Raw genomic sequence first — 1,679 nt, 5'->3', positions numbered from 1 at the left:
TATAAAGGAAATCTTTATAATCAACGGTTAATATTTTTTGGATACATGCCATGACTGAAGCAGAACGACGAAAATCCCCTCGGTTCAACCCGCAGGGATTAAAAGCCAATATTATGCTCGAGCCGCCGCATGATCCAATCCACTTGGAAGGTGAAGTTCTTGACATCAGTTATACCGGCATCAAAATAAAATTGTACACACCCGCCGCTGCAAATTTGGATGGCAAGATTAAAATACGACTTTTTTTGCCGGAATCAGGCATTCCGTTTTCGATCAGCGGAATCCTAAAGCACCAAGTTAATGCAACAGAATTAGGCCTTCATTACGTGGAGAGTCCCGGTATAAAAGCCTTGGACGGTTTTATGTTTGAGTGTATAAAGCTACAAAAAGCTTATTGACGGCATGTTATGGCCTAGGCAGTCCAGTTTTGGCCGACTTTTCTACTGTGTTGATACCTGTACGCAACAAGTTCGAGCGGCATTAGTATGCTGGTTTTTTGCATAAATCTTCAACAATCAATAGTGCATAGGTTTCGTAAACAGGCTTTTTCGACAAGAATTGGTTGCAATATTGAACTCACTAAAAGTTTTCAGCACTTTCGCGCTATTCTGTTAAGCTATTGATTGATAAATTCTAATAAAAAATTATTTCATCGTCAAGCCCTCGCACAAACCCAAATATCCACCCGGTTCACCCCTGACTTTTTTAATTCTACAGCCAATGCATTGGCTGTAGAGCCCGTCGTCATAACATCATCCAGGATCACAACATGGTTTGCCGGTATCGGTTTCTGCACAGAAAACGCACGGCGCAAATTTTGGCGGCGTTTTTTTGCGGATAGTCCGGTTTGGTGGGGCGTGTCTTTGTGGCGGGTGCAACTGTAAAAATCTAACGGAATATGTAAGGTAAGCGATACCGTTCGGGCAATTTCCAACGCTTGGTTGAACCCCCGCTCATGATAACGGGCTTTGTGTAGCGGCACAGGGATGATGCAATCCGGTCTTTCTGCCGCTTTGCCAACATGGTCAGCTAATAAACTACCCAGTAATCGGGCGTTTTTGAACTGTGCGCCAAACTTTAATCCGGTAATCAAATGTCGGATTTCTTCTTGATGGATAAAAGGTGCGTGGGTTTCATCAAACGACGGTGTTTCACTTAAGCAACGTCCGCAAAGTGTTGGTACAGCAATAGCTGTAACAAATATTTCTGCACAGCGATAGCAACAAGCATTATTTCGTGGCAGGCGTTGGTAGCAGGTTTCGCAGATGTCGAGCGAGCCAAAACCTTTATTGCCGCACAAAATACAAGTAGGCGGTAGCAGGGCATTCTGTATAATAGATAGCCAGTTGTATACTTTTTTCATAGAGCATAGTTGACAAGTTAAGTCGCCGCTTTTTACCCTCAGCACCTTATTGTAGTTGGAGATTAACCGAATGTCTGCAAACCCTGAACGTATTCGCCATAACTGGCACATAGATGAAGTGTTGGCACTGTTTGCCATGCCGTTCAACGACCTTATCTATCAAGCGCAAACCATTCACAGGCAGAATTTTGACCCTAACGAAGTTCAGGTTAGCAGCTTGTTAAGCATCAAGACCGGCGCTTGTTCGGAAGATTGCGGTTATTGTCCACAAAGCGCGCGTTTTGATACCGGATTAAAATCAGAACCGTTGATGTGC

Annotated in this window: 2 protein-coding genes and 1 pseudogene; 2 read left to right on the top strand and 1 reads right to left on the bottom strand. The window is 43.8% G+C overall.

Going from position 1 to position 1,679, the window contains the following annotated elements:
• The first annotated feature begins 50 nt into the window (after positions 1 to 50).
• Positions 51 to 398, top strand: coding sequence for a PilZ domain-containing protein (locus tag ACHZC4_RS04530; protein WP_394752632.1), 348 nt, complete (start codon positions 51 to 53; stop codon positions 396 to 398).
• A 257-nt stretch (positions 399 to 655) separates the two neighbouring features.
• Here ACHZC4_RS04530 and ACHZC4_RS04525 read toward each other — a convergent pair whose 3' ends face one another.
• Complete coding sequence (locus ACHZC4_RS04525; RefSeq protein WP_394752631.1) at positions 656 to 1,363, bottom strand: ComF family protein; 708 nt, start codon at positions 1,361 to 1,363, stop codon at positions 656 to 658.
• 70 nt (positions 1,364 to 1,433) lie between these two features.
• Here ACHZC4_RS04525 and ACHZC4_RS04520 point away from each other — a divergent pair.
• Positions 1,434 to 1,679: pseudogene (locus tag ACHZC4_RS04520) on the top strand (biotin synthase); the annotation flags it as partial.

The sequence above is a fragment of the Crenothrix sp. genome (assembly GCF_043729335.1).
Classification (GTDB): domain Bacteria; phylum Pseudomonadota; class Gammaproteobacteria; order Methylococcales; family Methylomonadaceae; genus Crenothrix.
Note: the sequence above shows the minus strand (reverse complement) of the source record. Positions and strands in the feature narration are given on the sequence as shown.